Source organism: Kitasatospora sp. NPDC056731, assembly GCF_040687675.1.
Lineage (GTDB): Bacteria > Actinomycetota > Actinomycetes > Streptomycetales > Streptomycetaceae > Kitasatospora.
In genome coordinates, this window is the sequence record NZ_JBFBNR010000027.1 from 38536 (window position 1) to 60449 (window position 21914).

The window sequence follows — 21914 nt, forward strand, 5'->3', positions numbered from 1 at the left end:
AGCGGTGACCGACACCCTCGCCGACCCCGCCCTCGACGACTTCGAGCGGCACCGCCGGATGATCTTCGGTATCGCCTACCGGATGCTCGGCAGCGTCGCCGACGCCGAGGACCTGGTCCAGGACACCTGGCTGCGCTGGAGCGGGGTCACCGGCCCGGTCGCCAACCCGGGCGGCTACCTGGCCCGGACGGTCACCAACCTCGCGCTCAACCGGCTCGACTCGGCCGCCGTCCGCCGCGAGGCCTACGTCGGCCCCTGGCTGCCCGAGCCTCTGGTGGCCGAGCCGGACGCGACCGCCGACGTCGAGCGCGCCGAGACGGTCTCGTTCGCCCTGCTGGTGGTGCTGGAGAGCCTGTCCCCGCTGGAGCGGGCCGTCTTCGTCCTCAAGGAGGCCTTCGGCTTCTCCTACCGGGAGATCGCCGAGGCGCTGGAGCGCACCGAGGCCGCCTGCCGGCAGGTCGGCAGCCGGGCCAAGGCGCACGTCCGGGCCCGCCGGCCGCGCTACGACGCCCCGCCGGAGCTGCGCCGCCGCGCCACCGACGAGTTCCTCGCGGCCTGCGTCGGCGGCGACCTCAACCGGATGCTGGACCTGCTCGCCCCCGACGTCACCTCCTGGACCGACGGCGGCGGCGTGGTCCGCGCCGCGCTGCGCCCGGTCACCGGCGCCGACAACGTCGCCCGCTTCCTGCTCGGGGTGCTCGGCCAGCTGGGCGAGGGCGCCGAGCTCCGGCCGGTCCTGGTCAACGGCCAGCCCGGGCTGCTGGTCACCCAGGACGGCGCGATCGACTTCGTCGAGGGGCCCGACGGCCGACCCCGGATCGCCGAGCTGCGCATCGTCCGCAACCCGTCGAAGCTCGTCCACCTCGCCGGCCGGGCTTGACCCTCGACCTGGTCGAGCCCGCAGAGTCACCGGCATGGAGAGCGAGCTGCACAGCATCGGCGAGCTGGCCCGCGCCAGCGGCCTGGGCGTCGGCACCCTGCGCTACTACGACGGCGCCGACGTGCTCACCCCCGCCTGGGTCGACCCGCAGACGGGCTACCGCTGGTACCGGCCCGGCCAACTCGCCGACGCCCGGCTGCTGGCCCGGCTGCGCCGGGTCGGCCTGCCGCTGGCCGGCATCCGCGCCGTGCTCGGCGCGGCGCCCGGCTCCGGCACGGCCGCGCGGGTGCTCGACGCGCACCTGCGCCGGCTGGAGGACGGCCTCGCCGACGCCCGCCGCGAGCTCTCCCTGATCCGCGTGATGACCGACCAGAGGGAGCAACCGATGACCACCACCCCCGCCGAAGTCCGCTTCACCGTTTTGGCCGAGGAACTGGCCGCCGCACTGGACGCGGTCCGCTTCGCCGTCGGCGGCGACCCCGAAACGCCGGCGCTCGCCGGGGTGCTGTTCGAACCGGACGGCCCGGTGCTGCGCCTGGTCGCCACCGACCGCTACCGGATGGCGCTCGCCGAGGTGCCCGCCACCACGGCGCCCGCCCGGCCGGGCGGCGGCACGATCGTCCCCACCGCCCTGGTCGACGCCCTGCGTGCGCTGCTCGGCGCGGCCGACGCCGAGGCCGAGGTCGCGCTGACCCTCGGCGGCGGCCTGGTCCGGGCCGAGACCGGCGGCCACCGGATCGAGGGCGCCGCCCTGGACTTCGACTACCCCGACCACCGGGTGCTGACCCGGCTCGAACCGGAGCACCGGATCGACCTGTCCGCCGCCGAACTGCGCGGCGCCGTCGAGACCGGCGCCACCCGCACCCTGCCGTCCGGCCCGAACGGCGCGGACTGCGCGGTCACCGTCCTCACCCTCACGGCGGACGGCCGCCTGGCGGTGGCCGGTGCCGAGTCCGGCCCCGGATCCGCGCCCGGAGACCTGAGGGTGGCGGTCAACCGCGACTTCCTGCTGGACGCCCTGCGGGTCGGCCGGCCCGAGCAGCTGGTGCTCGAACTCGGCGGCCCGATCGCCCCCTTGGCGATTCGCACGCCGGGCCGGGAGGGCACCTTCTCGCTCCTGATGCCGGTCCGCGTCCCCGACCTCGGCTGAGCCCGCCCGCCGTTTGCTGTGGTTAGCATCCTGCTTGCATCTGCAAGCAGGATGTTGCAGTCTGCGGGTATGGCCTCACTGAACGTCGGCTCGCTGGGCGAGTACATCCGCGAGCAGCGCCGGAACGCGCAGTACTCACTGCGCCAGCTGGCGGAGGCCGCAGGCGTGTCGAACCCGTACCTCAGCCAGATCGAGCGCGGGTTGCGCAAGCCGAGCGCGGAGATCCTGCAGCAGATCGCGAAGGCGCTGCGGATCTCGGCGGAGACGCTGTACGTCCAGGCCGGGATCCTGGAGGAGCGGCGCGGTGAGGGCCTGGAGCTGCGGGCCTCGATCCTGGCCGATCCGCTGATCAACGAGCAGCAGAAGCAGGCGTTGCTCGCGGTCTACGACGCCTTCCTGAAGGAGAACGCCGTCCAGCGGGGCGCGGTGGCCGAGCGGCCGCCCGCGGCCGGTACCGACACCGGCGTTCCACCAGCCTCCGGCCCGACGACCGACGGCTCAGCCACCCAGAACACCCACCGGGAGGACCGGTAAGCATGCCGATCACCGACGAGATCAAGAAGACCCTCAGCGACCCGACCCCGCTGTACGCCATCGCCGGCGCCGGGGATCTCGCGTACGAGAAGCTGCGCGAGGTGCCGGGCCGGGTGGAGGCGCTCACCGCGGACCGCAAGGGCGCGCAGGAGAAGGCCACCGCCCGGTTCCAGGAGGCGCAGACGAAGCTGGCCGAGGCGCAGGCCAAGGTCACCGAGACCGTCACGACGCTCCCCGTCGACCTGCGGACCTTGCAGGAGCGGGCACAGGGCTTCGCCCTCCAGCAGGTCGGCCGCGCGGTCGAGCTGGCGGTGAAGGCCAAGGAGACGTACGACGAGCTGGCCGAGCGCGGCAAGGTCGTGGTGGACCGGGCCCGCCCGGGCGCGCCCGCCGGGCCGGGGCAGCCGGCCGCGGAATCGGAGCTCGCCCGGGCATCCGAGCCGGTCGAGGCCGAGCTGGTCGAGGACGACACCGACCCCCTGGCCGCCGACACCCCGGCCACCGACACCCGACCCGCCCCGAAGAAGGCCGCCCGCGCCCGGAAGACCACCGACCGCGCGGAGTGAGGGAAGGGCCGCCGGACGGGGCACATCCGGTGACCGCAGGACGTTGACAGGAGAGCGGACGGTCGACCGTGCCAGGATGGGCGGTGGCCGGAACGCCGGAGGCGAGAGACAGAGGAGAGCGTGATGGGCGGAGTGGCCCAGATTCTGGACTTGGCCTATCTGAACCCGATCTGGTGGCTGTCCGTCGCCATCCTGGGCTTCAAGCTGTTCGCCCTGGGCGACGCGGTCACCCGCCGTGAGGACGCCTACCGGGCGGCGGACAAGAAGACCAAGCCGTTCTGGCTGGCGATCCTGGCGATCGCCTTCGGCTGGGACCTGCTGTTCGGGGTGAACTTCTTCACCGGCATCGGGACGCTCGCCGGGCTGGTCGCGTCGATCGTCTACATGGTGGACGTGCGCCCGGCGATCCGGGAGCTGACCGGTGGTGGCGGCCGTGGCGGCCGCAGCAACACCGGTCCGTACGGCCCCTGGTAGGCCGCGCGATCGGGCAACGATCAGGCAACGGCGAGGCCCGGGCGGGGAGTTCACCCGCCCGGGCCTCGCCGTACCCGGCTCCAGCCGGCTCCGGCCGGCTCAGCCGAGGATCAGCTGCATCGGGTTGCGTTCCAGCAGCAGCACCGCGACGTCGTCCGTCAGCGCGCCGCCGTTCAGCTCCTCGACCTCGGCGATGGCGCTGTCGACGAGCCGGCCCCGGGTGAGCCCGGCGGACTGGTGGTCGCCGATGAGGTCGGCCAGCCCGTCCTGGCCGAGGCGGCGGGAGCCGGCCCCGACCCGGCCCTCGATCAGCCCGTCGGTGTAGAGCAACAACCGCCAGCCGGGCTGCAGTTCGAGCTGCTGGGCGGGCCACGCGGCCTGACCGTCGTGGCACGGCAGCAGCCCGAGCGCCGGACCGGCGAGGTCGGCGGGCAGGGTGACCGGCTGGTGGTCGCGGCCGAGCAGCAGCGGCGCCGGGTGCCCGGCGAGGTAGAGCCGGGCAGGCTCGCCGGCGCCGAGCGAGTCGAGGCCGCCGCTGGCGCCGCCCGGCTCGATGACGAGCATGCAGAGCGTCGCGAAGATCTCGTCGCTGCGCCGCTCGTGTTCCAGCACGTGCTGGAGGGTGGTCAGCAGGGCCTCGCCGGTGAGGCCCGCGAAGACGAGGGTGCGCCACGCTATCCGGAGGGCGACGCCGAGCGCGGCCTCGTCCGGGCCGTGGCCGCAGACGTCGCCGATCACGACGTGGACGGTGCCGTCGTCGGTGCGGACGGCGTCGTAGAAGTCGCCGCCGAGCAGGGCGCGGCGGCGGCCCGGGCGGTAGCGCCGGGTGAAGGAGAGGCCCGCGCCGTCGAGCAGCGGGGTGGGCAGCAGGTGGCGTTGGAGGCGGGCGTTCTCCTGGCCGCGCAGTTCGGCCTCGACGAGGCGGCGCTGCGACTCGTCGGCGCGCTTGCGTTCGACGGCGTAGCGCAGGGCGCGGCCCAGCAGCGGGCCGTCCGTCGCGTGCTTGATCAGGAAGTCCTGGGCGCCCGCGGCGACGGCGGCCGCGCCCAGTTCGGCGCCGGCCGCGTCGGTGAGCACCACGACCGCGGTGTGCGGGGCGCGGCGGAGCAGTTCGTGTAGGCCTTCGAGGCCGTCGGAGTCGTCGGACGGGTGCGGCAGGTCGGCGGGTGCGGCGAGGTCGAGCAGCACGCAGCTGAAATCGCTGCCGCGGGAGCGCCCGCGCCGACTGCCGGACGGGGACACGGCGAGCAGTTCGGTGGCCTGTTCCAGCCCGCGGGCCCAGTGGATCTCGATCGAGGTGCCGCTGTCGGCGACCGCCGCTTTGATCAGCTGGGCGTCGGAGGCGTCGTCCTCGATCACCAGCAGTTTGAGCGGCGCGGTGCTGCTGGCGGCTGCGGTCGCGGCGGCGGGGGCCGAGGTGCGTCCGGTCTGGGGCCGGGGGTGCGGTATCGGGGGAGCGGCCGTCACCGGGCCGGCCGGCGTCGGGCCGGTCAGGGACGGGCGGTTGCGGGCATGGTCAACGGGGGCGCCGGCCTGGGCGCCCGACAGGCTCGTGGCACCAGGTGCCCGCCCGTCTCCCGTTGCGGGCATCGGTGGTTCCTCCCTTTCCCCGAGTGCGTAACGGTCAGCGCCCGTCCGCAGTGCCCGCCTGGCACCGTGCGCCGGGGAACTTCTCGCGACCATAACGTGATCTCCGGGGATTTCTCTGGCCGACCGGCGCCGTTGTGGTTTTTGCCACGCCGGTGGCGGTGCGGTGATCTGACTCGGACGACGGCTGGGATCCCCGCGTGGCGGGGAAGGAAAGGGGACGGGCGATGGTGACGCGGATCACCCTGGTCGAGGGTGATGTCGGGGGCCGCAGGTGGACGCCGTGGCGCCGGGCGGCGACGGCGTACGGGCGGGTCGTCCGGCGGCGTCCATGGTGACGTGATGGGGCGTCAACACGCCAGTGGTATTCGATAACTCGTTCGAGTGAATGCGGCGGGTCGCTCACCCGCACCAGCCCCGGTCCGTGCCGGGCCGGCGGCCCCGGCCGCGCGAACCGCTACGGCGCGAGCGCGCTCCACGGCACCGTGACCTCGCCCTGCCGCCACCGCCCGCGCGCGTCCACCAGCGGCCAGTCGCCCGCCAGCGCCGTGCAGGCCGTCACCCAGCGCTGCCGCGCCCCGAACGCCCCGTACGGCGCGGCCGCCGCCCAGGCCCGGTCGAAGTCGGCCAGGAAGGCGTGCACCGGCCGGCCCGGCACGTTGTGGTGGATCAGCGCCTTCGGCAGCCGTTCGGCGAGGTCGGAGGGCTGGCCGAGGCCGCCCAGCCGGGCCGCGAAGGTCACCGTCCGGGGCCCTTCCGGGCCGAGCGCGACCCAGACGTGCCGCCGCCCGATCTCGTCGCAGGTGCCCTCCACCAGCAGCCCGTCCGGGGCCAGCCGGGCGCAGAGCCGCTCCCAGACTCCGACCACCGCCGACTCGTCGTACTGCCGCAGCACGTTGGCGGCCCGGATCAGCTGGGCCGGCGCGCCGCCGTCCAGCGGGACCTCGAAGCCGCCGCGCCGGAAGGTGAGCAGCGGCGGTTCGGCGTACGGCAGCGCGGCCGCGACCCGCTCCGGCTCGATCTCGATCCCGACCACCCGGACGTCCGGGCGCACCATGCGCAGCCGCCCGGCCAGTTCGACGGCCGTCCACGGCGCGGCGCCGTAGCCGAGGTCGACCGCCACCGGCGGGCGCCCGCCGGCGCGCAGCGTGCGGCCGAGGGTGTGGGCGATCCAGCGGTCCATCCGCCGCAGCCGATTGGTGTTGGTGGTGCCCCGGGTGACCGTCCCCACCGGCCGTCCGGTCCGCCCACGGGCGGGTGCGGTCGCGGAGTCGAAGGAGGCAGCCATGCCTGGAAGGGTAGTCGGGTCCGCGTCGGCACCGCTGTGACCTGGGACGTCATCCCGTCCGGCATCTCGTCCGCCGGAGCGGGAATGCCGGACGCGGGCCGGGTGGTTGGCTGTCTGGTGGTGATGTGTGCCCGGGACGGGGCAGCGCACACCGGACAGCGGGCGGCCCGTGCGCGGGCCGCCGAGACGGGCCGCACAGAGGAGGCTTCAGCCAGGTGATCCAGCACCCCGTCCGTTCGGTACGCCGTGCCCAGCCCGCCGCGCCCGCGCGGGGCCGGCTCCAGTCGCTCGTCCCGGGCCGCCGCCGCCCGCGCCGGATAGCGATGCTGAGTGTCCACACCTCGCCGCTGCACCAGCCCGGCACGGGGGACGCCGGCGGGATGAACGTCTACATCGTCGAGCTGGCCAAGCGCCTGGCCGCGCTCAACATCGAGGTCGAGGTGTTCACCCGGGCGATCTGCTCGGACGACGCCCCCACCGTCGAGCTGGCCCCCGGCGTGCTGGTCCGGCACGTCACCGCCGGCCCGTACGAGGGCCTGCTGAAGGAGGACCTGCCCGCCCAGCTGTGCGCCTTCACCCACGGGGTGCTGCGGACGGAGGCGGGCCACCGCCCCGGCCACTACGACCTGGTGCACTCGCACTACTGGCTCTCCGGGCAGGTCGGCTGGCTGGCCGCGCAGCGCTGGGGGGTGCCGCTGGTGCACACCATGCACACCATGGCGAAGGTCAAGAACGCCGCGCTGGCCGAGGGGGACACGCCCGAGCCCGCGGCCCGGGTGATCGGCGAGACCCAGGTGGTCGAGGCGGCCGACCGGCTGATCGCCAACACCACCGAGGAGGCCGCCGAGCTGGCGCTGCACTACGCCGCCCGGCCGGACCAGCTGGCCGTCGTCCACCCCGGCGTCAACCTGGACGTCTTCCGCCCCGGCGGGGCGTCGGAGCGGGCCGCCGCCCGGGCCCGGCTGGGCCTGCCGCAGGACGCGGCGGTGCTGCTCTTCGCGGGCCGGATCCAGCCGCTGAAGGCCCCGGACGTGCTGCTGCGGGCGGTCGCCGAGCTGCTGGCGCGCCGCCCGGGGCTGCGCGAGCACCTGCTGGTGCCGGTGGTCGGCGGTCCGTCCGGCACCGGACTGGCCCGGCCGGAGAGCCTGCACAAGCTCGCCGCCCAGCTGGGCATCAGCGACGTGGTGAGGTTCCACCCTCCGGTCGGCCAGGCCGAGCTCGCGCAGTGGTACCGCGCGGCGACGGCGCTGGTGATGCCCTCGTACAGCGAGTCCTTCGGGCTGGTCGCGCTGGAGGCGCAGGCCTGCGGCACCCCGGTGGTGGCGGCCTCGGTCGGCGGCCTGCCGGTCGCGGTGCGGGACGGCGAGACGGGCACGCTGGTGCACGGCCACGACCCGGCGGCCTGGGCGCACGCGCTGGAGCCGTACGTCACCGACCGGGCTCTGGTCGCCCGGCGCGGCGCGGCGGCGGCCCGGCACGCGGCCGGCTTCGGCTGGGACACCGCCGCGGCCGGCACCGCCGAGGTGTACGCCGGCAGCCTGGCCCGCCCGGCCGGCCGCTTGGCCGCCGCCCGGCGGCGGCTGACCTGACCGGGGCCTGACTGCGGCCGGACCACGAGTCGGCTGCGGCCCGACCGCGGCGGCCGGGGGCCCGCACCGCTGGTGCGCGCCCCCGGTACCGCCGAGTAACGTCACCCCCATGGCAACCCGCACCAAGGACGAGGCCCTGACCCTCCTGCGCACCGCCCTGGACGACGCCGGAGCGGCCTGGGAGCCCGCCGCCACCGACCCGTACACGCTGGTGGTGACGCTCCCGGGCACCCGCAAGCTGAGCACCGCCTGCGCGCTGCGGGTCGGCGACCACACCCTGTCGGTGAACGCCTTCGTGATCCGCCGACCGGACGAGAACCACGAGGCCGTCTACCGCTGGCTGCTGGAGCGCAACACCCGGCTGTACGGCGTCGCGTACGCGATCGACCCGCTCGGCGACGTCTACCTGGCCGGCCGCCTGCCCCTGGAGGCGCTCACCCCGGACGCCGTGGACCGGCTGCTCGGGACGGTGTTGGAGAACGCCGACGAGCCGTTCAACACCCTGCTGGAGCTGGGCTTCGCCTCGGCGATCCGGCGCGAGTGGGAGTGGCGGACCAAGCGCGGGGAGTCCACCCGCAACCTGGCCGCCTTCGCGCACCTGGCCGCCCCGGCGGCCGACTGACCCGGCAGCGGGGGCGGCGTCCTCAAATGCCCGCCGGAGCCTTCTCCTCGGCGGCGGGCACCGTCTCCTCCGTCACCGTCACCTCGGTCACCGCGACCTCGGTCACTGCGGCCTCCGTCACCGCGACCTCCGTCACCGCCCCGGCGCGGCCCGCCGTCGCGTCCGTGCGCCGCCCGAGCACCACGTGCCCGGCCGCCGCGACCGTGCCGCAGACCCCGCACACGATCCAGAGCACCGCGGAGCCGGCGTGCTGCAGCAGCAGACCGCCGATCGCCGGGCCGAGGAACGAGGCGAGCGACCAGGAGAGCGAGTAGACGCCCTGGTAGCGGCCGCGCGCGTGGGTCGGCGCCAGTTCGGCGACCAGGCCCATGATGGTCGGCGCGTTCAGGACCTCGCCGACCGTCCAGACCGCCACCGAGAGGGCGAACAACCACGCGGACGACCCGGCCAGCGCCGCCAGCCCGAAGCCCCAGCCCGTGATCAGGCAGCTGGCTATCAGCATGGCGGTCCGGGAGCGGGTCTCCATCCACCGGGTGAGCGGGATCTGGAGCACCACGATCAGCAGCCCGTTCAGGCCGATGACCAGCCCGTACTCGGTGGAGCTGATGCCCGCGGCGCCCATGTCGACGGCCAGGGTGGTGCTGCCCTGCTGGAGGATCAGGGCGAGCAGCAGGTTGAGCCCGACGACGGCCATGAACCGCCCGTCCCGGAACACCGCGCCGAGGCCGACCGCCGGCTCGTCCGCCCCCTTCCCGTGCTGAGGTGACTCCTGCGGCTTGGTCTCGGGGATCCGGATGAAGATCACCACCGCGCACACCAGCGTGGAGAGCGCGTCGAGCAGGAAGAGCGTGAGGTAGCCGTGGGTGGCGATCAGGCCGGCCACGGCGGCGGAGAGGCCGAAGCCGATGTTGATCGCCCAGTAGTTCAGCGAGTACGCGCGGACCCGGTCCTCGGCCGGGACGAGGTCGGCGATGATCGCCGAGGTCGCGGGCCGGGTGGCGTTGTTGCAGAGGCCGACCAGGAAGGCCACCGTGGCGATCGCCACCTGGCCGTCCGTGAAGCCGAGTACGGCGGTGAACAGCGCGGTGCCGAGCTGGGCGGCGACCAGGGTCGGGCGTCGGCCGATCCGGTCGGTCAGCACGCCGGCGCCGATCGCGGCGACCGCCGAGCCGAGGCCGTAGAGGGAGGCCACCAGGCCCGCGTAGGAGGCCGAGTAGCCCCGGTTGGTGGTCAGGTAGAGCGCGAGGAAGGTGAGCACGAAAGCGCCCAGCTTGTTCACCAGCGTGCTCACCCAGAGCCACCAGAATTCCCGTGGTAGCCCGCCCACCGTCTCCTGTATCAGCCTTCGGATCCGGGGGTTGGTGAACAGGGCGACGGGCATGTGGGGGGCTCCCGGGGCAGGCGTCCGCCGAGCGGCACGGGCAGGTCCGGTCAGCCGACGTATGTAAGTGTCAGATAGGAGGTGCACACATTACACATCTGCCGTAGGTCCGGACCAGCGCTTTTCCTGCCTCCACTAAGCTGGGGGCCATGGCTGACACGACGTACCGACTCATCCTGCTCCGCCACGGCGAGAGCCAGTGGAACCAGAAGAACCTGTTCACCGGTTGGGTCGACGTCGACCTCAACGAGAAGGGCGAGAAGGAGGCCGCGCGCGGTGGCGAGCTCCTGGCCGCCGAGGGCCTGTTCCCGGACGTGCTGCACACCTCGCTGCTCCGCCGTGCGATCCGCACCTCGCAGATCGCCCTGGACAAGGCCGACCGCCACTGGATCCCGGTCAGCCGCAGCTGGCGCCTGAACGAGCGACACTACGGTGCGCTCCAGGGCAAGGACAAGGCCCAGACCCTGGCCGAGTTCGGCGAGGAGCAGTTCCAGCTGTGGCGTCGCTCGTACGACACCCCGCCGCCGGTGCTGGCCGATGACGCCGAGTACTCGCAGGCCGGTGACGCCCGCTACGCGGACATCCCGAGCGAGCTGCGTCCGCGCACCGAGTGCCTGAAGGACGTCGTCGACCGGATGCTCCCGTACTGGTACGACGCCATCGTCCCGGACCTCGCCGCCGGCAAGACCGTCCTGGTCACCGCCCACGGCAACAGCCTGCGCGCGCTGGTCAAGCACCTCGACGGCATCTCCGACGAGGCCATCGCGGGCCTGAACATCCCGACCGGCATCCCGCTCGTGTACGAGCTCGACGCCGACTTCAAGCCCGTCACCAAGGGCGGCCGCTACCTCGACGCCGACGCCGCCGCCGCGGCCATCGAGGCGGTCAAGAACCAGGGCAAGAAGTAAGCCCAAAAGCGAAACGGCCCCTGACCTGCGCACATGGCGCAGATCAGGGGCCGTCGTCATTCCCGGGCCGTCTGTGGGCCGTCAGCCTTCGTGATCTTGGGGATTGAAGACCCCTTCGATCGCCTTGCGGGCCCGGTGCCGGCTGTCCGGCATCAGGTGGGCGTACACCCGCAGCGTCAGTCCCGGGTCGGCGTGGCCCAGGTACTCGCTGACGGCCTTGATGCTCTCCCCGGCGTCCAGCAGGATCGACGCGAAGAAGTGCCGGAGCGCGTGCATACCGTGCTCCCGGGCCGACGCGTAGGACTCGCCCTTGCCCGGCGTCGGGATGACCCCGGCGGTGGCCAGCGCGGGCTTCCAGTGGTCCTCGTTGAGCATGCCGCGCCAGACGATCGAGCCGGACAGGCTGGTGAAGATCAGGCGCTTCGTCAGCGGAGGTCCGCCCACCTTCATCCACGGCAGCGTGATCTCCACCGCCGGGAACCGCTCCATGTGGGCCTTGAGCGCGTCGGCCACCGGCCGGGGGAGTGGCACGTTCCGCAGCGTCCCGCCCTTCGGCGGCGCGAACACCGGCTTGCTTCGGCTCAGCTTGAGCTGCTGGGTGACGCGCATAGTGCTGTCGTCGAAGTCCAGCGCGTCCACGGCCAGCCCCAGGATCTCCCCCTGCCGCAGCCCGCAGCCGGCGCCCACGTCCACCGTGGCCCGGTACCGCTCAGTCATGCCCTCCCGGACGGCGAACACCCGCTCCGGCTCCCAGGGGACGACCCGCCGGGCCCCGACGACCGGCGGGCGTACGGTCTGTGCGGCGCACGGGTTCCGGAGCAGGAAGCCGTCATCCACGGCCGCGCTCAGCACCGCCCGGACGTTGGAGAAGATGACCCGGGCGTACGACCCCGACATGCCGGTGGTCTCCAACTCGGCCACGAACTCCCGGATGTGGCTCGGCTGGAACGAGGCGAGCGGCCGGGCCCCGATCCGAGGGAATGCGTGCCGCCGCAACTGCGACTGCATCGAGGCCTGCGTGTTGGGGTCGCTGGTCTGGCTCCTCAGCCAGTGCTCGGCGAACTCCTGGAACGTGGTCTTCGCCGTCGTCGGGTCGAGGTACTGGCCGCGCGACATGTCGGCCTCGATCCGGGCCAGCCACTCCTCCGCCTGTCGCTTCTGGCGGTCGGGGAAGCTCTTGCTCTTCTCGGTGCCGTCGGGCCCGATGTAGCGGGCGCGGTAGCGCTTGCCGGTGCCGTAGCGGTCGGTGCGGACGCGCCGCGGCTTGCCGTCGTGGCCGGTCTCGGTCTTGTACCAGCGGTCTTGGATGTGGCCGGCCATGGGGCCGCTCCTTTGTAGTTGGGGCTGTAGTCGACGTGTAGTTGGGGTGTAGTCGGGCCTGTAGTCGAGGTGTTTCCGCAGGTCGCGCGGCGGGTGTAGTTGAGGGGGTGGGCATCCGGCGGTCCTCGGGGGAGTGGGCCGGGTTGGCCCGGCGGGTGCTCGGCCGGGGCGGTGCCCGGGGCGGCCGTGGGGAGGCAGCCGGGGATGGCCCGCAGGGTGGCCGGTTGGGGTGGGCTGTCCGGTTGGGCGCCGGGAGGGGGTGTGTGGTGGGGCAGGGAGGGAGGTGTTCGGTGCCGAGAGAGGGGCCGTTTTCGGGGCGTTCGGCGGGGTCTGTGGGGTGCCTCCCTGCCTCCCTGCGGCGGGGTATGTGCTGGTGGGGGTGGGGGTGGGTGTCAGGGAGGCGGGGAGGGAGTTCTCCCTGCCTCCCTGGTGGGTCCCTGGTGGGTCCCTGGTGGGTCCCTGGTGGGTCCCTGGTGGTTCAGGCGGCCTGCCGGGTCTGGTCGGTGACCCATTGGGCGACGGCGTCGGGGTGGTAGCGGACGTGTCGGCCGGCGCGGAAGCCGGGCGGGCCGGTGCGCTTGCGGCGCCACTGGTAGACGGTCTCCAGAGGGACGTCGAAGAGGGAGGCGATGTCCTCGGGGGTGAGGAAGCGGGCGGGGAGGGCCGTGGCGGTGGTCGGGGCGCGGTGGTTGGCCAAGGTGGTCTCCGGGTGCGGTCGGCCTGTCTGTCACCTGTCACCTGTCTGTCGCCTGTACGGGGCAGGTCAGGGGGTGGGTTCGGGTGGTGCGGGGCCCGTTCCGGGGTGGGGATGACAGGCGACAGGCGACAGGGGGCTTGGTTGGTTGCGGTGGGTGAGGGCGTCAGGGCCGTCAGGGCGGTGTCAGAGGGCCGGGTCCGGGTGTCAGGTCGGTGGCGGGGTGGGTTCGGCGGGGTGTCAGGGCCGTCAGGACCGGTGCCGGGTGGGTGTCAGAGCTGTCAGAGGCGGGTGCCGGGCGGGGTGTCAGGGGCGTCAGACGGGGGTGTCAGAGGCGTCAGTTCGCGCGCGCGTGCGCGTTACCCGGGGTCTTGGGCGTCAGCGGTGTCAGACGGTTTCTGACACCCGGGGCCTGACGGTCACGACTGGCAACTGATGTGACGGAGGGTGACCTCCCACCCACCCCCCACCCGGCCGGAGAGCGCCCTCCCGGGCCTCTGAGCGGGTGGGGGGAGGGCTCTCCGGGGTGGGGGGTGGGTGGGGGGAGATTGCGAGCAGTCACCGCTCTGGCGGCCAGGAGCGGGGTGCCGGGCCGGGCTGCGGGCGGTTTCCGGGGTTCGGCCGGCGGGGGCGCTAGACGCTGGGCGGCTGGTCGGATCGGGTTCCGCCCGCTAGCGGGGTCGCTAGGTCTAGCGAGGGGTGACGCTAGGCCGGGAGCTGTCCGGAGGGCGGCCAGGGGCTTGGTGGGGAGCGGGCCCGGGGCTCCGTGGTGGCCGGTGGGGCGTCCGGCCGGATGGTCGGTCGGGCGGTGTGGGTGGCGGTCGGGCGGGTCATGGGGTGGTCTCCGTTCGGGTCCGGGGGTGGTCCGGAAAGGCCGGAAAGGCCGTAAAGGGGTCTGAGCTGGGGTTTTGTGTGGCGGAAAGCCGTCCGGAATGGTCCGGAAAGGGGGCCGGAAGGCGGGCGGGCGGGTATCGCGGACCCCTTCGCGGACCATTCCGGACCACTTTCCGCCAGTTGTTTTCGCTGGTCAGGGGGCCTTACGGCCTTTCCGGCCTTTCCGGACCGCTCCTCAGTCGGGCGGGGCGTAGAGGTAGGTGGTCTGGTGGCGTCCGCCGGTGGAGAGCTGGGCGGCGGCGAAGCCGGGCAACTGGCACAGGCGGGCGGTGATGTCGGCGCGCTGGGTGGCGTTGAGCCGCTTGAGGAGTACCTGCACCTGGCTCTGCGTCATCCCGGCGGGCCCGGCCGTCTTCACCGCGTTCAGGAGCTTGTCCAGGTGCGGGTCACCGGTGCTGGCGGCGGCGGTGGGGCCGAGGATGTGGGCGGCGCTGGCGCGGGCGTAGCGGACCAGGGCCCAGGCGGCTCGGAGGTGGTCTTCCCGGATGCGGTCGGTGTGGTCGAGGAGGGCGTAGACCATGGCGGCGCGCTTGGCGTAGGGGGCGGCGCGGGCGGTGAACTCGGCGATCGGGCCTTCGTCGCTCTCGTCCCCGCACAGTGCCGGGTAGACCTCTGCCCGCCAGAGCTGGGCGGCGTCCGGGTCGAGGCGGACCTCGCCGACGCGGCGGGCGTCGGTGAGCACGGTCTTCCACGCGGTGGCGAGGTTGTCGATCAGGGCGTCGGGGGCGCCTTCGCCGTCGGGGTCGAGGAGGTTGCGGTGGACGAAGACCGGCAGGAAGCGGTTGTAGGTGCCGCCGGCCATCTCGGCGTCCTGCATCTTGGCCCGCAGCTCACGCGGGGAGATGTGGCCGATGACGGCGATGTGCGGGGCGGTGGCGTGCAGCGCTTCGCGGTTCATGACGCCGAGGTCTTCGCCGTTCCAGGCCTGCCTGAGGATGCCGCTGAGGGAGGAGCCTTCCCGGCGGCCCCGGGCCATGGTGACGCCGTACTCGGACTCGACGACCCACAGGCGCTTGTCGACGACGCCGGGGTCCTTGTCGCCGTCTCCGTCGCGGACCATCTCGATGAGGCCTTCGCCGGAGGACAGGCCGGAGCGGGTGTTGCAGCCGATGAAGTCCGGGACGGCGGCCTTGAACAGGCGCTTGGCGGTGTTCGTGGCGGCGCCCTTGCGGCCGGCGGCGGTGGCGCCGACGGTCAGGGCCCAGATGAGGGCGGGGTGGCGGTCGTTGCCGATCCACAGGAACGGCCCCGGGCCGATCGCGGCCCCGGCGGCGGACAGCAGGTTCACCAGGACGCCGACGGGGTCGGCCTCGGTGGTGGGGTCGAGGTCGCGGACGGTGTCGCCGACCCATCCGCAGAACACCTCCGGGTCCGGCACCGGGCCCGGCCGCGCGGGGCGGTCGATCCCGGGTGCCGGGTCGTACATCGGGTTCGAGGGGCCCTGTGGTCGGCCGTCGGTGGTGGTGGCGAGGTGGAGTTCGACGGGCATCAGGCGCTCTCCGCAAGGCTGGGGGTGTCGGGCAGGTCGGCCTGACGGCCGTCGGGGTGGTGGTGGCGGTGCCAGCCGGGCTGTCCGGGGATGGCCACCGGCGGCCATCCCGGAGAAGCGCTCACGGGGCGGCGTGCGGCTTCGGCGGCGCGGCTGCGGCGCTCGGCCAGCTCCAGCGCGGTCGGGTGGTTGGACCAGGCCCGCACCGTGCGCACCAGCTCCTTCCACGCGGCTTCGTCCTCAGCCACCCAGGCGGCGCGGGCCTGCTCCCCGAGCACGAGATCTGTGCGGAGGCTGGCGTGGATGAACTCCGGTGCGGTCTCTGCCTGCTGGCGCCAGGCTTCGGCGGCGGTGATGAGCGCGGCCTCACGGCGCGGGTCGCCCGCGGGGAGGGCGGCGAAGGCGGGGGAGCCGTAGTCGGGGATGCCGACGGGCTGTCCCCACCGGTCGAGTACCACCGCCGGGCTGACCCGCCGGAGCACGCTCACGAACCGGTCGGCGGCCCACCGGGCGGTCGAGCGGTGCGCGTCCCGGACCGGCGCGGGGAGCGCGATCGGGTCAGGCAGCAGCACCGCTTCAACCGCGTCCGGGTCCGCTTCAGCGGCACCGGCGGCGGGTGCGTTCACCGGGTGCTCACCGGTGCTCACGGCGGCGCGTTCACCGCTCACGGACGCACCCGCTTCAGGCGCACCTGCGGTCGTTTCAGCAGCGCGCACCGGGGCTTCAACCGCACCCGCCGCCGCTTCAGCGGCGGGGTGAACGGGGCGGTGAACACCCGACTGAACGGCGCTCACGGCGGCCGCCGTTTCAGGCGCACCGGTGGCCGTTTCAGCGGCGCGGGCCGGGCTTTCAGCTCCGGGTGGTGGAGGTTCGGGGGCGCGGGAGTCGGCCCCGTTCAGGCTGGTCACAGCTACTCCTGTGCGGGTCTGGAGTCGGGCTGGAGTCGGGGTGCTCACCGGTGAACGGCCGGGGTGTTCACCGGTGAGCGGGTCGGTTGCTGGTCGGGCCGTGAGGCCTGGTCAGGGGGCGACCGATTGCTTGGGGGTAAAGGGCGGGAAGCGCTTCCCGGGAACCGGGAACGGTCGGCGGGTAGCGCCGGGAACGGTTCCGTGAGCGGCGGTGAACAGTCGGGTGTTCACCGCCTCACGGGCGCCCCTGAAAGTCGGCCGACTGCGGCTGAAGCCGGGCCAGTCGGGCGACCGGGTGAGCGGGCGGCGAGCGCCCGTGAGCGTCGGTGAGCGCCCACCCGGACCGGCGTCAGGCGGCGACGAGCCGGAGGGTGTTCACCGCCGGGGCAGCGGGCGGCTGGGGGGCCGTGAAGCCGAACGTGCGGGTGACGGCCTCGGCGACGAGCTTGGTGTACGCGTGGAACGACCGGCGCGGGTGCGACAGCGCGGCGCGGGCCAGCTCCGAGTACTCCTCGATCTGCAGGGCGTCGGAGGAGATGATCGCGTACCGCAAGGCTTCGGCCAGCTCGTCGGAGTGCTGAAGGTCCGAGGCGGTGAGCATCATCGCCGGGTGGAAGGCCAGCAGGCCCACCAGGTCGTAGAACCGCAGCGACAGCGACACCCGCACCGACAGGCGGGCCTCGTCCTGGCCCGGTTCCGTCTCGCCGAACAGCGAGACGTTCTCCTCGACCGCGTCGACGGTCAGGGACGGCTGAGTGGTGAGCGAAGCGTGCATGATGGAACTCCCTTCACCGGGGCACGAAGCGGCGTACTGACTTGGCGGTTGGGGCGCCGCTTCGCTGCGTTTGGGCAGGTCAGAGAAGCGCTAAGCCCGTTCCCTGTGTCGCTTAGGGGGGCTTTCGCTCTCTCGCGATACCCAAGGTAGGCAGTCGCCATCTGTGCGTCAAGCCCCTCTAGCGGTAGGCTTGCTTCGCCCCCCTAGGCAGTGAAGGGATCACCATGCACGAGGAGCTTGAGCGGGTGGCCAACGTGGCCGTCCCGATCGAACGGGCCAAAGCCGCGATTGCCCTGATGGCGGACTACCAGAGCCGTGTGGTGGAGCTGTCCCGCGTCCGCCGGGAGGCCATCGAAGAGGCGTCGGCGGCGGGCATGTCGCAGACCGAAATTGCTGCCCTGCTCGGCGTAAGCCGTGGGCGTGTCGGTCAGCTCGCGTCGGCCGGCCCCGCGCCGGAGCGAGCCTTCTTCGGCCTAGGGCCGATGACCGTGGCGGTCGGTGGCAAGTACGAGGCGGGGAAGTCCCCGGACGAGAACCCAAGCCAGGTCGTGACCAGGGAAGACCTGAACAACTACGAGCACCTGCGGAAGCTGTTCGCGGGCCTGAAGCTCGACTCCGAGTACGAGGTCATCCCGCCGTCCGGCATCGTGAACCTCAACCGCGAGCACCTGGTCGTCATCTGCGGGCCGCGGCTGTCCCCGATCGTGGCCCAGGTGCTCGAAGGCGACGACAACCTGCGGTTCCGTAAGGACACGGCCTGGCACCTTGTGGACCTGCACACCGAGACCGAGTACCGCTCTCCGCTCGACGTGGACGGCACGGCCGGGGACGTCGGCTACCTCGCTCGACTCCCCCGCCTCGACGGCAAGGGGACGTTCCTCTACGTCGCGGGCATCCACGCGATCGGCGCGAACGGCGTCGTGCACTACCTGGAGAACCACCTCGGGGAGCTGTACCGCGAGGTCCGGACGAAGCGTTTCTCCACGCTCATCTCCTGCCGTTACGACCCGAAGACCCTGGAAGTTCTGGAGAGCAGCAGGGTCACTCCGATCTACCGACACGAGGGCTGACAGATGCGTGTCTCCATCGCCACCGCTCCGGGCGGCGCAAACCCGAACGAAGACTGGGTGGCGGCTACGCCCACGCTCGCCGTTGTCCTGGACGGCCTGAGCACGGCCGGGTTGGACACCGGCTGTCGGCATGGCATCCCGTGGTACGTCGCCCAGCTGGGCGGGCACCTGATGGCCGCGCTGGCAGGGCCCGGCCGGCCGCTGACTGACGGGCTGGCCCAGGCTCTCGACCAAGTCGCCGCGCTCCACCCTGGGTGCGATCTTGGCAACCCCGGCACGCCGTCGGCGACGGTCTCGATCCTGCGGGCCGGAGCCGACAGCTTCGACTACCTGGTTCTCGCCGACTCGCCGATCGTCTTCGAGCGAGCCGACGACTACCAGGTGGTCACCGACCTGCGGGTAGACGCCGTGGTGCCCGAACTCCGTGCCGAGACGGAACGGTTCGCCACCGGGACGTCCGAGCACACGGAGGCCGTTCGCCGGATGGTCGAGGCCCAACGGCTCACCCGGAACACAGTGGACGGCTACTGGGTAGCTGCCTCTAGCGGCGAAGCGGCACACCATGCGCTCACGGGCGTGGCGTCGATGGCCGACATTCGAGCGGCGGCAGTTCTGTCCGACGGGGCCTCGCGACTTGTCACCGAGTACCGTGCTGCATCGTGGGCGGACGCCTTCGCGACACTCCAGGGGGCTGGAGCTGGCGGGCTGATTTTGGCAGTTCGGAAGGTCGAGGCCACGGACCCGGAAGGGATCCGCTGGCCGCGCTTCAAGTCCGGCGACGATGCAACCGTGGCGTTCTGCCAGGTCCCCTGACGGTGCCTGCTGAGCCCCGAGAGGCGCCCGGGTGCTGGTCGGCCAATGCCGCTACCGAACCCGGGCCTCGGGTGATGTCGGGGCGCGATTTCTCGCCCATGGGACCCCATTTTTCATGTGACTTGCCACACGCGACAGATGGGTTCAAATGCACCTATAGGTTTCACGTGTCATACGCGGAGCACCGCGAGTCACTCGCGGTGCTCCGTGATCTGTCGGACCTGCGTGCTATGGAGAGCTTGAGTGCGAGACAACGACCCTGGTCGTTGAGGCGGACGCTGTGAAACGTCTTATGTTTCACACGACTCCGAAGTGGTGCCAGAGCCAGATCGTCTTCGTCCAGAAGAACGACACGCGGCGGGTGTCAGCGACTTGTGGCTGTCGGCAGGGTTGGGGTCATCATGAGCCCAAGTCAAAGGCCACCCACCCGGCATGAGGCCTAGGAACCGTGCGCTGGGTGAGTGGCCGACACCAACTCTCGGAGGTGCTGTATGAGTGTGACCCTTTCCCCGCAGGCCCTGTCAAACCCTCGCGCCGTGTCCTTGGTTGCGATCGTGATTGTGATCGTGGTGGTTGCCTGGCCCCAGGCCGGCGGGCTGTTGGTCATGTACCGAGACGCCGTCGGGCTGGCATCGGCATTGATCGGGATTGCGGCAGCTGGGCGTCTGTGCTCTGGCCGGAGGGCTGGTGGCGCCAGTTGACGAAGGTCAGCTCTGGGCCGCCGGTGGGCCGTCCGGTGTCGATCAAGGGCGGCCAGCGATGACAACTGTCGACGGCTCAACCCCAGGTCGGAGGCCCTTGATCAGCCCCGCAAAACTGACAGGCCAGACCCAGGGCAAGAAGTAACCCACTTGCCGACACGGCCCCGCCTCCCGGTTCGCCGGGGGGCGGGGCCTTTGTCGTTCAACCGGACTGTACGGAAGCCGAGTTGAAGTCGGATTCGGTGGTCGGATCCGGGCTCGTCCCAATAGTGGTTCAGACCATTGACGGGTGGCGGCGTCCGCTCCTACGGTGAGGGCGCCGGACTGCCGCAGGCATGCCAAGGATCTCCCCGTCCCGGCCGCCGCACCCCCACGCGCGCGCGTCTGCGTCCCGGCGCACTCTCCATCCACCCCCACGGAGGAGCATCATGCGCACACGTCACATCGTCGGGGCGGTGGTCGCCGCGCTCGCGGTGCCGCTCACCCTCGCCGTCCCGGCGCAGTCCCACGGGTACATCTCGACGCCGCCCAGCAGGGCCGCGCTCTGCGGAGCGGGCGGGGTGTCGTGGGACTGCGGCGACATCCAGTGGGAGCCGCAGAGCGTCGAGGGCCCCAAGGGCTTCCCGAACGCCGGGCCCGCCGACGGCACCATCTGCGCCGGCGGCAACTCCCGCTTCGCCGAGCTGGACGACCCGCACGGCGGCGCCTGGCCGACCACCGCGGTGACGGCGGGGCAGCAGCTCACCTTCACCTGGACGTTCACCGCCCGGCACGCGACCACCGACTTCCGGTACTACCTGACCAAGCCGGGCTACGACGCGAGCCAGCCCGTCACCCGGGACAGCCTGGACCTGACGCCCTTCCTGATCGCCCCGTACGGCGGGAAGCAGGTGCCCAGCACGCTCAGCCACACCGCGACCGTCCCGAGCGGGCGCACGGGCCACCAGGTCGTGGTCTCGGTCTGGACGATCGCCGACACCGGGAACGCCTTCTACTCCTGCACCGACGTCCAGTTCTGACGCCCGGGGCGGCACGGCGGACGCCGTACCGCGGACGCGCGGCACCAGGACGCGCAACGAGGTGCACGGCCGACGGAAGGCCGTGCACCTCGGGAACTCCTCGGCGGCGGACCGCTCAGTGGCCGCCGCAGCAGCCGCCGTCCGCGCCGCCGCACTGGCAGGGCGCGCCGGACTGGCAGCCGCAGCCGCAGCCGGGGCCGCAGCCGCAGCCGGCCGCGAGGACGGGCAGGAGCTTCGGGGTGGGCGGCTCGACGGTTTCGTGGGCGCGTGCCGGTCGGGTGGGGTTGGCCTTCATCGAGCTGTTCCCTCCTAGTGACGGGCACAGTCCTGTGCCCCCAACGTCGAGTGAAGCCGCCGATCGGAGGGAGCGTCAACGGGCGCGCAGTGGTGGGATGTACGGGGCGTCGTGCGCCCCCACCACCCCTGTCGCAGGTTTACTCACCCTGTGGGGGGAGCGGCCGCCCCTTGAAGCCCCGAGCCCCGAGCCCCGAGATGCTGAGCCCCGAGCTGCCGAGCCCCGAGGCGGCCGCACCGCACCCGCACGAGGTCACTCCGCCGCCGCGGCCTCCGACGAGGCCACGAACTCGGCCACGTGCTCGCCCGTCACCAGGTACACCACGCGCTTGGCGACCGACACCGCGTGGTCCGCGAAGCGCTCGTAGTAGCGGCCGACCAGGGTGATGTCGACGGCGGTCTCGATGCCGTGGTGCCAGCGGTCGTCGATCAGGTGCGACAGCAGCTCGCGGTGCAGGGAGTCGATCGCGTCGTCGTCCTGCTCCAGCTCCAGGGCCTTGTCGACGTCCTTGGTGGCGATCACCAGGCCGGTCTTGGCCACCAGGCGCTGGGCGAGCTGGCCCATCTCCAGCACGGTGGAGTGCAGGTCGCCGGGCACGGCGGAGTCGGGGTAGCGCATCCGTGCGACCTTGGCGACGTGCCGGGCGAGGTCGCCGCAGCGCTCCAGGTCGGAGCTCATCCGCAGCGAGGTGACGACGATGCGCAGGTCGGTGGCGACCGGCTGCTGGCGGGCGAGCAGGTCGATCGCGCGGTTCTCCAGCTCGTGGTGGAGGTCGTTGATCTTCTCGTCGGCGGCGATCACGCTCTCCGCCAGCGCCAGGTCCGCGTCGAGGAGTGCGGTGGTGGCCCGGCCCAGGGCCGAGCCGACCAGTCGGGCCATCTCGACCAGGCTGTCGCCGATCGCATCGAGTTCCTCGTGGTACGCGTCGCGCATGCTCTCTCCTCAGTAGCTGTGTCG

21 protein-coding genes are annotated in these 21914 nt (G+C 72.6%); 11 read left to right on the forward strand and 10 right to left on the reverse strand.

The genetic code is table 11. The features are described from left to right. Window positions 1-4 precede the first annotated feature (4 nt). The 5 genes from AB0R04_RS25700 to AB0R04_RS25720 all read left to right on the forward strand — a co-directional run bounded on the left by AB0R04_RS25700 (window position 5) and on the right by AB0R04_RS25720 (window position 3604). Complete coding sequence (locus AB0R04_RS25700) at window positions 5-880, forward strand: RNA polymerase sigma-70 factor (RefSeq protein WP_363375100.1); 876 nt, start codon at window positions 5-7, stop codon at window positions 878-880. Between the two features lie 34 nt (window positions 881-914). After that, window positions 915-2030: a MerR family transcriptional regulator gene (locus AB0R04_RS25705; RefSeq protein ID WP_363375103.1), complete on the forward strand. Its 1116-nt coding sequence runs from the start codon at window positions 915-917 to the stop codon at window positions 2028-2030. Between the two features lie 69 nt (window positions 2031-2099). After that, window positions 2100-2564 (forward strand): helix-turn-helix transcriptional regulator, encoded by a 465-nt coding sequence (locus AB0R04_RS25710; RefSeq protein WP_079135790.1) that lies wholly within the window; start codon window positions 2100-2102, stop codon window positions 2562-2564. 2 nt (window positions 2565-2566) lie between these two features. Next, a complete protein-coding gene (locus tag AB0R04_RS25715; protein WP_363375106.1) occupies window positions 2567-3130 on the forward strand; it encodes a hypothetical protein in 564 nt (187 codons plus the stop codon). 123 nt (window positions 3131-3253) lie between these two features. After that, the gene (locus AB0R04_RS25720) at window positions 3254-3604 is read left to right on the forward strand and encodes a DUF2516 family protein (protein WP_063348783.1); all 351 of its coding nucleotides are present in this window, start codon (window positions 3254-3256) and stop codon (window positions 3602-3604) included. A 99-nt stretch (window positions 3605-3703) separates the two neighbouring features. Here the strand turns inward: AB0R04_RS25720 and AB0R04_RS25725 are convergent, their stop codons facing one another. Then, a complete protein-coding gene (locus tag AB0R04_RS25725; RefSeq protein ID WP_363375108.1) occupies window positions 3704-5194 on the reverse strand; it encodes a SpoIIE family protein phosphatase in 1491 nt (496 codons plus the stop codon). Window positions 5195-5648: 454 nt separating this feature from the next. Beyond that, on the reverse strand, window positions 5649-6479 hold the full coding sequence (locus tag AB0R04_RS25730; protein ID WP_363375110.1) for a class I SAM-dependent methyltransferase: 831 nt from the start codon (window positions 6477-6479) through the stop codon (window positions 5649-5651). Between the two features lie 215 nt (window positions 6480-6694). Between AB0R04_RS25730 and mshA the strand changes: the two genes are divergently transcribed. Further along, a complete protein-coding gene (gene mshA, locus AB0R04_RS25735; protein WP_363375112.1) occupies window positions 6695-8068 on the forward strand; it encodes a D-inositol-3-phosphate glycosyltransferase in 1374 nt (457 codons plus the stop codon). 109 nt (window positions 8069-8177) lie between these two features. Then, the gene (locus tag AB0R04_RS25740) at window positions 8178-8690 is read left to right on the forward strand and encodes a YbjN domain-containing protein (protein WP_363375114.1); all 513 of its coding nucleotides are present in this window, start codon (window positions 8178-8180) and stop codon (window positions 8688-8690) included. Window positions 8691-8712: 22 nt separating this feature from the next. Here AB0R04_RS25740 and AB0R04_RS25745 read toward each other — a convergent pair whose 3' ends face one another. Then, on the reverse strand, window positions 8713-10071 hold the full coding sequence (locus tag AB0R04_RS25745; protein ID WP_363375117.1) for an MFS transporter: 1359 nt from the start codon (window positions 10069-10071) through the stop codon (window positions 8713-8715). Window positions 10072-10220: 149 nt separating this feature from the next. On the opposite strand from AB0R04_RS25745, the gene AB0R04_RS25750 reads away from it, so the two are divergent. Further along, on the forward strand, window positions 10221-10979 hold the full coding sequence (locus tag AB0R04_RS25750; protein WP_063348789.1) for a phosphoglyceromutase: 759 nt from the start codon (window positions 10221-10223) through the stop codon (window positions 10977-10979). 81 nt (window positions 10980-11060) lie between these two features. Here the strand turns inward: AB0R04_RS25750 and AB0R04_RS25755 are convergent, their stop codons facing one another. From AB0R04_RS25755 to AB0R04_RS25775, 5 genes are all read right to left on the reverse strand, one after another. Beyond that, on the reverse strand, window positions 11061-12299 hold the full coding sequence (locus AB0R04_RS25755; RefSeq protein WP_363375120.1) for a tyrosine-type recombinase/integrase: 1239 nt from the start codon (window positions 12297-12299) through the stop codon (window positions 11061-11063). Window positions 12300-12777: 478 nt separating this feature from the next. Continuing rightward, window positions 12778-12996, reverse strand: a complete 219-nt coding sequence (locus AB0R04_RS25760; protein ID WP_363375123.1) for a helix-turn-helix domain-containing protein — start codon at window positions 12994-12996, stop codon at window positions 12778-12780. Between the two features lie 1066 nt (window positions 12997-14062). Then, window positions 14063-15376, reverse strand: a complete 1314-nt coding sequence (locus AB0R04_RS25765; RefSeq protein ID WP_363375125.1) for a DUF3987 domain-containing protein — start codon at window positions 15374-15376, stop codon at window positions 14063-14065. Continuing rightward, on the reverse strand, window positions 15376-16044 hold the full coding sequence (locus AB0R04_RS25770) for a hypothetical protein (protein WP_363375128.1): 669 nt from the start codon (window positions 16042-16044) through the stop codon (window positions 15376-15378). Before AB0R04_RS25770 ends, AB0R04_RS25765 begins: the two co-directional genes overlap by 1 nt. A 589-nt stretch (window positions 16045-16633) precedes the next feature. Next, a complete protein-coding gene (locus AB0R04_RS25775; RefSeq protein ID WP_363375130.1) occupies window positions 16634-17059 on the reverse strand; it encodes a hypothetical protein in 426 nt (141 codons plus the stop codon). Between the two features lie 245 nt (window positions 17060-17304). On the opposite strand from AB0R04_RS25775, the gene AB0R04_RS25780 reads away from it, so the two are divergent. The 3 genes from AB0R04_RS25780 to AB0R04_RS25790 all read left to right on the forward strand — a co-directional run bounded on the left by AB0R04_RS25780 (window position 17305) and on the right by AB0R04_RS25790 (window position 20662). After that, complete coding sequence (locus tag AB0R04_RS25780; protein ID WP_363375132.1) at window positions 17305-18129, forward strand: sigma-70 family RNA polymerase sigma factor; 825 nt, start codon at window positions 17305-17307, stop codon at window positions 18127-18129. A gap of 3 nt (window positions 18130-18132) precedes the next feature. Then, entirely contained in the window at window positions 18133-18942 is an 810-nt protein-coding gene (locus AB0R04_RS25785; protein WP_363375135.1) for a hypothetical protein, read from the forward strand. Window positions 18943-20071: 1129 nt separating this feature from the next. Further along, entirely contained in the window at window positions 20072-20662 is a 591-nt protein-coding gene (locus AB0R04_RS25790; protein WP_363375136.1) for a lytic polysaccharide monooxygenase, read from the forward strand. A gap of 115 nt (window positions 20663-20777) precedes the next feature. Here AB0R04_RS25790 and AB0R04_RS25795 read toward each other — a convergent pair whose 3' ends face one another. Both AB0R04_RS25795 and phoU read right to left on the reverse strand, forming a co-directional pair. Then, complete coding sequence (locus tag AB0R04_RS25795) at window positions 20778-20957, reverse strand: hypothetical protein (protein WP_063348791.1); 180 nt, start codon at window positions 20955-20957, stop codon at window positions 20778-20780. 252 nt (window positions 20958-21209) lie between these two features. Continuing rightward, window positions 21210-21890 (reverse strand): phosphate signaling complex protein PhoU, encoded by a 681-nt coding sequence (gene phoU, locus AB0R04_RS25800; protein WP_063348792.1) that lies wholly within the window; start codon window positions 21888-21890, stop codon window positions 21210-21212. Window positions 21891-21914 lie beyond the last annotated feature (24 nt).